Raw genomic sequence first — 8,818 nt, forward strand, 5'->3', positions numbered from 1 at the left:
GAAAACTATTCCCCGGATTCCGTCCATTTTTTCGCATTTTCATATTCTTCTGGATGGTTCATATTGAAAAAGACGCGATCAAGATTATTCCCGCAATACAGCTGCAAATCTGACTCATCGAGGTAGCGGACATCCAATTTTTCAAACATATGCCTGATTCTTAACGTTCCGTCCTCAATGCATTTCACCGCTTCGCGGGCAACGCGTTTTTGGTACGCCGCAAAAAGCGGATGCTTCCTGCCATCACTGACCGGCACGACAGCATCGTGGTGCTTGAGCGCTTTCACAAGGCTCTCAGCAAGCTCTGCGGATACAAATGGCATATCACAGGCCACGATGAAATTCTCTTCGTAATCTGATGCTTCGAGCCCCGCATGGATTCCCGCGAGCGGACCAGAACCCGGATATTGGTCGGTCACACTTTTAATATTTAAAAACTGATAGGTTTCAGGATCATTCGTTACTAGAATTATATCATCAAATACGTGCTGTAACTCATCCTTAATTCTCTCAATATTCGTTTTTTCGTGAAATTTCAGGAGAGCCTTATTCGTTCCCATCCTGCTAGATTTGCCGCCTGCTAAAATAATCGCTCCGGCTTTCATCCCACAGCACCTTCTTTTAATTTGTCTGTTTGGTTTCCCCAGCGGCTTTGTAGCCATTTTCCTGTGCCACAAAGTCGAGGTGGATTGTATTCAAGTCTAGCATTGCCGGTGTCGGCTTCACAATATATTGTCTTGTATCGATCACTTTCGTATAGCCCTTGCATTCCTCGCAAATCTGAATCTGGGCAGCGGACTCACCCTCGATGGCCAGGAACTGGACTGTTTCATGGTCTTCGTTGCCACAATGTGAGCATGTAATGCGTTTATCGTGCCAGTGGGCCAGGCAGCGAGGGCAGTGCAATACCTTTTTGCCACCGTCCTCCAGCTGTGCAAGGCGGACTGGTTCACCGCAGACAGGACATCCGGCGCCATGAACGGCATACTGGATTTCATCCTGGACTTTTTCCGCGATCAGCTGCAAATAGGGACGCAGCACGGTTTCGGCGATGAATTGCGGGATCCACTCATCGACACCCTGCTCTTCTGCAAAGCTGGCAAAATAAATATGGTTAAAAGCAAAAGCCTCATCAATCCAGCGTTTTGCTGTCTCTTCATCTAATAGTCTCTTGATTGATTCCATTGATTTTTCAAGCTCTGGTTGATACTTCGCTAAAAGCTCGCCAATATCCTCTATCCACTGTAAGAATAGGGGAATATCAAAGTCAATGGCTGTCAATGCAGCGACAGGCACCCCTGTTTCCATGGCCGCTTTATCAAGCTTAGGCTGGATACGGTCAGGGTCGAGTAATGTTTTCCATTGTTCCTGCAACGTAATAATATCCTTCTGCAGTTTCTGGTACTCTTTTGAGACAACGGACTTTTTCATTGCTGTAGCCTCTTTTCATAAGTTTTTATTAAGCGGCGGCGATTTAAATTTTGAGGGAATGGGCCCATTTGGTGGACCCATTCCCTCTGTCAAAGGTTTTAAGCGCCTTTTTTCTTGTTCTTGCCTTTGTCAAGATCAGGGAAGTTGCCTTTCTTGACTTCTTCTTCATACCATTCTGTATAGTGGTCTTTTGCCCACTCTGCCGGAACCTCACCTGTAATGACGCCTGTATATCCTGGACGTGAATTTTTGTGGATGACACTCAGGTAGATGTGGCCGACCACGACTGCGATCGCCAGACCGAAGCCGACGTTATGGGCGACATACGCCCACTGGACCATAGCCTTAGGGAACAAGGCTGGGAACCACATCGGGAATCCAGAGCCGATGATCAGGATTGCTGTGAAAATCTGGATGAGCGAGTTGATTTTTTCACCCGCGTTGAAGAATGTCTGTTTGACATGCTTGAACTTAAAGCCGAACAGCTCCCTCACGAACTCGGTGAAAAACTGGATATCCCTCTTTTTCCAGGTAACAAGTTCCTTGCCCCAGCGAAGCAGGCCTTTTGGGTCCATGATCATCCAGATGAAAGTCGGCGTGACGAACGCGACCGCGAAAATCCTGTGAAGCAATCTTGCGCCTTCTGGTCCGCCAAGCACAGGGTATAGCCAGTCAAACCATTCTGTATACATAGGCAAGGCCGTGATATACAGGGCGAAGAATGAAATGGCGTTCACAGCATGCGCAATGACAAAGCCTTTGGAAAACCGTTTGACCTTCACACCTGAGTATTGCGTTTTACTCATGGCTGCCACCTCCATCTTCTTCCTGGCCTTTGCCCTCTTTATTGAAAAGCTTGTTGCTGACGAATGCGCCAACAAGTGCCATGCTTGTCGCTCCAAGCATCATCTTGCCGATTGGCTGTGCGTAATCCTTCCAGACGACCGCTGATGTCGGAACCTTAGGCTTTTCAGGCAGTCCGTAAACGGATGGCTTTTCGGCAAGGACATAAATCGTATGGGTTCCGCCGACTCCTTCCGGGTTGTAAATCATCGCATTAGGGAAACGGTCCTTGATTTCGCTCAGGCGCTTTTCAGCTTTCTTGAGCATTTCATCCTTTGTGCCAAACTCCATTGCGTCTGTATGGCAGGTAGTGACACATGCAGGCTGCATGCCTTCCTCAAGGCGGTCAACGCACATCGTGCATTTCTGCGCCTTCTTATACTCCTTGCCATTCTTGTCTTTGTATGTTGCCAGCTGGACCACATCGAATGGGCAGTTTTGCACACAGTAGCCGCAGCCGACACATTTATCTGTGTTCACATCGACCGTGCCGAATTCTGTGTAGTGCATGGCATCCTCCGGGCACACCTTAACGCAGGCAGCTTCCGTACAATGGAAACAGGATGAGTGGCGGAAAAGGTATTCAAGATTGCCTTTTCCGTTCTCGTGTTCAATGAATGACAGCACGTTCCAGGTATTCGCTGTTACTTTTGCATGGGACTGGACGCTGCCCTGGAACTCTTCCGGCTCAGCCGGAAGGTCGTTCCAGTTTTTGCAGGCGACCATACATGCGCGGCAGCCGTCACACTTAGTCACGTCAACAAATTTTACATATTCAGCCTTCGCCATTAGTCAGCCCTCCTTACGTCGCAGAGGAATGCCTTATATTCAGGAATCATCGTGTTGGCGTCCCCGATATGAGGTGTTAAGCGGTTTGCTGTATCCCCTGTTGCATATCCTTTATATCCGAAGTGCCAAGGCATGCCGATCTGGTGGACTTTCTTGCCGTTTACAGTGTGCGGCTTGAAGCGTTTTGTCACCATCGCATAGGCTTTAACCTCGCCGCGTGCTGATGTCACGATAACCTGGTCCTTGTTCTTGATGCCTTTTTCCTTCGCTAGCTCTTCACTCATTTCGATGTACATATGGCCCATCAATTCTGACAGCCATTGCTGGTTCCTTGTCATCGATCCGGATTGCCAGTGTTCACTTACCCGATACGTTGTTGCCACGATCGGGTACTGCTTCTTCGTGCCTTTAAGGTTGAAGTCACCGTCCCAGACCTTGATGGTCGGGTTGAATTCCTGACTGGAGAATGCATTCGGCACCGGACTTTCAAACGGCTCATAGTGCTCTGGGAATGGTCCGTCATTAAGCGTTGGAGCATACATGCCGCCGACGCCATCCTTCAGCATGATGAATGGGTTCGTGCCTCCCTTGTCAGATGGAGCGACCACTGGCTTGAAGTCAGGAATATCATGTCCAGTCCATTTTTTCACACCAGCATCCCACCAGATGACTGCCTTATCCTTGTTCCATGGCTTGCCTGCTGGATCTGCGGATGCACGGTTGTAAAGAATCCGGCGGTTCATTGGCCAAGCATAAGACCAATTCAGGAAGTTGCCCATGCCATTATCCTTGTTGTCACGGCGCTTCGACAGATTGCCTTCTTCCGGATAGAAACCTGAATAAATCCAGTTTCCAGAGCAGGTGGAACCGTCATCTGCGAGCATTCCGAAGTTCTCCACCTGTTTGCCTGTCTTAGTGTAATAACCGTTGATTTCACGGGCAACAAGATCGAATTCAGGATGATCATGTTCACCGTAATTCCAGTACAGTGCATTGATTGCTTTTGCAGCTGGTGAGCTTTCATTTTTGTACATGCCTTTGATTCTTTGCATTAGCATATGGATGATTTCCATGTCTGCCTTTGATTCGCCTTTGGGCTCAATTGCCTTCCAGCGGTACTGCATCCAGCGTCCGCTGTTCGAAACCGTTCCTTCTTTCTCGTAGGAGGACGCAGCAGGAAGCAGGAATACCTCTGTGTTGATCTTTGATGGATCGCTGCCAGCTTCTTTTTGCCAGAAAGATGATGTTTCTGTCTCCCAAAGGTCAATCGCAACCAGCCAGTCAAGCTTGCTGAGTGCTTCCTTTTCCTTGCCTGCATTCGGACCGCCGACTACAGGGTTGGTTCCAAACAGGAATGCGCCATCCAGCTCGCCTTTATACATCGCGTTGAAAAGGGCGATATGGGAGTAGTTCTTGTTTCCTTTTGGAAGGTATTGATAGCAGAACTCATTGTCCTTTGTCGCGTTAGGGCCATACCATGCCTTGAGAAGGCTGACGACGAATTTTGGCTTATTGCTCCAATAACCCGCAGCAGGCGTTTCTTTTTCAAGATAGGCCTTAAGAGTCGCGTGTTCAGGAAGCTCTTTCGGCGCTCCCAGATATCCTGGAAGGTCTCCGAACAAAAGACCGAAGTCTGTTGAGCCCTGTACGTTTGATTCGCCGCGAAGTGCGTTTACTCCGCCGCCAGGCATACCGATATTGCCAAGAAGCAGCTGCAGCATCGCATATGAGCGGACATTCTGGGTACCGACCGTATGCTGGGTTGTACCCATCGCGTAAAGAATGGTACCGGCTTTTCCAGGCTTTCCTGTTGAACAGAATGCGTCAGCCACCTTGAGGTAGTCTTCCTTAGGTGTTCCTGTCACTGTTGACACTGTGTCAACATCATAACGGGAATAATGCTTTTTCATCAGCTGGAACACGCTGCGAGGATGCTGCAGTGTTTCATCCTTGACCGGAGTTCCATCTTCCTGTGTTTCGAAAGACCAGCTCGCCTTGTCATAGGAACGGGTTTTTGAATCATATCCGCTGAACAAGCCGTCCTTGAATTCGAAGCCTTCCTTGACGATAAAGGAGGCATTTGTATATTTAGCAACATACTCTTTGTGGAACAGATTCTTTTCAATCGCATAATTGATCAATCCGCCGATAAAAGGAATATCGGTTCCAGAACGGAGCGGAGCATACGTATCAGCCTGTGATGACGTTCTTGTGAAACGCGGGTCGACTGATAGTATTTTCCCTCCGTTTTCCCTTGCCTTTAAAAGCCATCTAAAGCTGACCGGATGGTTTTCAGCAGGGTTCGCGCCAATGATCAGCGCACAATCGGTATGCTGCAGATCATTCCAGTGATTTGTCATTGCTCCACGACCAAATGAAGGTGCCAGACCGGCAACCGTTGAACTGTGTCATATTCGTGCCTGGTGCTCTAAATAGGTGACACCAAGCCCTCTCATCATTTTCGCGAGCAAATAAGTTTCTTCGTTATCAAGTGCTGCGCCGCCAAGGCTGGCGATCGCTTCTGTTTTATTGACAAAAATTCCGTTTGTTTTTTCCACGAATGTTTTGTCTCGTGTTTCCTTCACGCGCTTGGCAATGGTATCAAGCATCCATCCCCAATCTTTTTCTTCCCACTTATCGCTTCCAGGAGCACGGTAACGAGGCTTCAGGACGCGCTTCTCTGAGGTGAATAATTGTCTGATCGTTGTCCCTTTGCTGCACAGGCTTCCTTCATTGATGGGATGATCCGGATCCCCTTCCGTATATACCACATCATTGTTTTTTGTATGGACTAAAATCCCGCAGCCCACAGCGCAGTATGGACAAATGGTTGGTGTAACAGTAGCTTTGGCAATCTTGAATTCTTTTGTTTTCGCATGGACTTCTTTTTCGTTGAAGCCGAGCTCGACAATCGCCAAGGTTGCCGCAGTGGCACCTGACAGCTTCAGGAACTGCCTGCGATTCAGGTTGATTTCAACCATCTCTCTCTCTCCTTCCCAATAGTTGCTTGAACATCCCTAATCCCAAAGTTGGTGTTAATTCAATACTTGCTGGGCTTCCCCCCTTTCAAGCAGGTCATCCGCAGCAGCGGGCGGGGTTAAATCATTATTGATCCTCCCGGCCGATGTATAAATCGTCGCCATTTTTCCGCGAAGATAGCCGACGACCTCAATATTAAGGAATCTTGCCAGTTGTACTGCCTGCTTGGTGGCGGCAGTACGGGAACCGATGACGGCAAAGCCAAATTTTGCTGCTTTTGAGAGCATTTCATATGAAACCCTGCCGGTCGTCAACAGGACGAGCCGATCGGGCTGCAAGCGCTTACGGATTACGTGTCCGATAATCTTGTCGACGGCATTATGCCTGCCGATATCTTCCCGGACCTCGATACTGCCATCCTCAAGGATGATACAGGCGCCATGCATGCCGCCTGTTTCCAGGTACAATGGCGAATTTTGCGCGAATTCCGCCCGTTTTTTCAATAAATAGGTCAACGAATAGGTTTCATCGGAATTCACTTTATTGAACTTTTTGACATCCGTCATCGAAAAGAAGGTCACTCCCCTACCGCAGCCTGCTGTATAGTGTTTCTTTTTCGAAAACATCTGTTCAGGATCGAAGGAATTGCATAACGACACATTCAAAGTGCCAGTCTTCTCATTAAAATCAACGCTGACAATATCCTCCGGGCCATCGATCAACCCTTCCGAAAAAAGGTACCCATAAACCCAATCTTCCAGATCCTGATTTGTCAGCTGGAAAACAGCAATTTCATATCCATTCAGTTTCAGGCTGATTGGATATTCTTCAGGACAGCCTTTCTTTGTCATGTTCTTCACCCCTTATCTGTTCGGTCATCCATGGGTCCGGTGCAGCAAACGACATCCTTCCAGTCCAATGGAAATGAAAGACTGTGACCAATCTTGCAAACTGGCAATCTCTATAATTCACTCAGTAACATTAGATGCTTTAAAATCTTTGGGACAGGAGTATCTTTGTCCCTGGATGAAAATCAGGGATGCCTTGCCATACATTAAAAAACATTTCACTATGCAAAAGGGAATAATACCCCCTATGCCTTAAATGTACTGGAAAATGAATGGTTGTAACCGTTGCAATTGTTACAAAAATATAGATGAAAATTGTCTATTTCTTTAACAAACGCTTAAATTGATATTTTCGCTTTACGAAAAGATCGGACTGGGTCAAATTACACATTATCCATGCTATATCAAATTATTTTTCCTCTCAGTAACTTTCATCACGTCAACGCACTAATGCCACAGAATTGTCAAAAGTTAATTTTTACCTTGTTCTTTTTCATTAAGCTCTGTTAACGCCGAATATTGACTCAGCGCCAGCCAGGAATAATTGCCTTTTGAAAAAGCCGGCAGTTGGGCTTTTTCTTAATTCTTCCAGCGGAAAGCGAAGCGCCTGGAACGATAATCAACAGCCTTGTTTAACAGAGCCTTTAACAAAAACCAATTCTTTGTCTATTCTGACAGAATTGGTATAATCATAAGAAAGTGTTGAAGGCGACGTACCTGTCCATTCAGGCAGCCGCCATTCTATAAATGGAGGTAGTTTACATGAGTTTGAAAAAGGTGTTAACAATCGCAGGATCCGATACAAGCGGCGGCGCAGGCATCCAGGCTGACCTAAAAACGTTCCAGGAACTTGGCGTTTATGGAATGACCGCTCTTACATCTGTTGTGACAATGGACCCAAAGAATCACTGGCATCATGAAGTATTCACTCAGCCAGTGGACCTGGTCGAAAAACAGCTTGAAACTGTCCTTTCCGTCGGAATCGATGCAATGAAGACAGGAATGCTGGGAACCGTTGAGATCATCGAGCTTTCTGCCCGTAAAATCGATGAGTATAATCTGGACAGGGTTGTCATTGACCCTGTTATGGTCTGCAAGGGAGAAGATGAGGTTTTGATGCCTGAGAACACAGACGCTATGAGGGAATTGCTTCTTCCAAGAGCGACTGTAGTCACTCCTAACCTTTTCGAAGCATGGCAGCTTGCACAGACAGGACCAATCCGCACGATTGATGATATGAAAGAAGCAGCGGCGAAAATCCATGACCTTGGCGCGAAGAACGTCATGATCAAGGGTGGAAACAAGCTGAACCATGAAAAAGCAGTCGACCTTCTATATGATGGAAAAGACTTCACCCTGTTTGAATCAGAAAAAGTAGAAACAGGCTACACACATGGCGCTGGCTGCACATTCGCATCTGCGATCACAGCTCAGCTGGCAAAAGACCATACAGTCCCAGAAGCACTGGAAGTCGCTAAAAAATTCATCACAGAAGCAATCAAGCATGGCTTCAGACTGAACGAATATGTAGGACCAACAGCGCACCTTGCATACAACAAATATGCAGGCGGCAATCGTGGGGAATAACCGAAAAGCGTAAGCGCCTTGGTCAGCCCCGACAAGCGTTGGAGGGCCTGACAGTGAAGTCGTTCTTTGACATCATTGGCAGGACCGAAACGTCTCGAGGGGCTAGGGGCTGGAGCTGGACCATTCTCGAAGTGAAATTTATATTTCCTCATTTTAACCATAATAAAAGGATGGCAAGCCGCCATCCTTTTTTCTATCCCTATTACTGTTACTAATGATATTTTTGTCTGGTAGAGCCCTTCTTACGGACACTTTTCAGAGAATTCCTCAGGTTTTTGTCCGATAGGGCCCTTCTTATGGACACTTTTTCAGGAATTCCTGATTAAGCCCATATAATTGTG

The 8,818-nt window shown here is 47.2% G+C and carries 7 protein-coding genes and 1 pseudogene; 1 reads left to right on the plus strand and 7 read right to left on the minus strand.

Annotated elements, in window-relative coordinates:
- Positions 1–5 precede the first annotated feature (5 nt).
- From mobA to fdhD, 7 genes and pseudogenes are all read right to left on the minus strand, one after another.
- On the minus strand, positions 6–605 hold the full coding sequence (mobA, locus tag J7E38_RS23040; protein ID WP_214710323.1) for a molybdenum cofactor guanylyltransferase: 600 nt from the start codon (positions 603–605) through the stop codon (positions 6–8).
- Between the two features lie 16 nt (positions 606–621).
- Positions 622–1,431, minus strand: a complete 810-nt coding sequence (locus tag J7E38_RS23045) for a formate dehydrogenase accessory protein FdhE (RefSeq protein WP_214710324.1) — start codon at positions 1,429–1,431, stop codon at positions 622–624.
- A gap of 98 nt (positions 1,432–1,529) precedes the next feature.
- Entirely contained in the window at positions 1,530–2,237 is a 708-nt protein-coding gene (locus J7E38_RS23050; protein WP_214710325.1) for a formate dehydrogenase subunit gamma, read from the minus strand.
- Positions 2,230–3,063, minus strand: coding sequence for a 4Fe-4S dicluster domain-containing protein (locus tag J7E38_RS23055; protein ID WP_214710326.1), 834 nt, complete (start codon positions 3,061–3,063; stop codon positions 2,230–2,232). Before J7E38_RS23055 ends, J7E38_RS23050 begins: the two co-directional genes overlap by 8 nt.
- A pseudogene (fdnG, locus tag J7E38_RS23060) lies at positions 3,063–5,459 on the minus strand (formate dehydrogenase-N subunit alpha); the annotation flags it as partial. The pseudogene fdnG and the gene J7E38_RS23055, both read right to left, overlap by 1 nt.
- 12 nt (positions 5,460–5,471) lie before the next feature.
- Positions 5,472–6,044, minus strand: coding sequence for a twin-arginine translocation signal domain-containing protein (locus J7E38_RS24520; RefSeq protein ID WP_214710332.1), 573 nt, complete (start codon positions 6,042–6,044; stop codon positions 5,472–5,474).
- A gap of 54 nt (positions 6,045–6,098) precedes the next feature.
- Positions 6,099–6,893 carry a formate dehydrogenase accessory sulfurtransferase FdhD gene (gene fdhD, locus J7E38_RS23065; protein ID WP_214710327.1) on the minus strand — a complete coding sequence of 265 codons (795 nt, stop codon included), beginning with the start codon at positions 6,891–6,893 and terminating at the stop codon, positions 6,099–6,101.
- 759 nt (positions 6,894–7,652) lie between these two features.
- Here fdhD and pdxK point away from each other — a divergent pair.
- Complete coding sequence (gene pdxK / locus J7E38_RS23070) at positions 7,653–8,477, plus strand: pyridoxine/pyridoxal/pyridoxamine kinase (RefSeq protein ID WP_214710328.1); 825 nt, start codon at positions 7,653–7,655, stop codon at positions 8,475–8,477.
- Positions 8,478–8,818 lie beyond the last annotated feature (341 nt).

The sequence above is a fragment of the Bacillus sp. ISL-35 genome, from assembly GCF_018613355.1.
Classification (GTDB): domain Bacteria; phylum Bacillota; class Bacilli; order Bacillales; family Cytobacillaceae; genus Mesobacillus.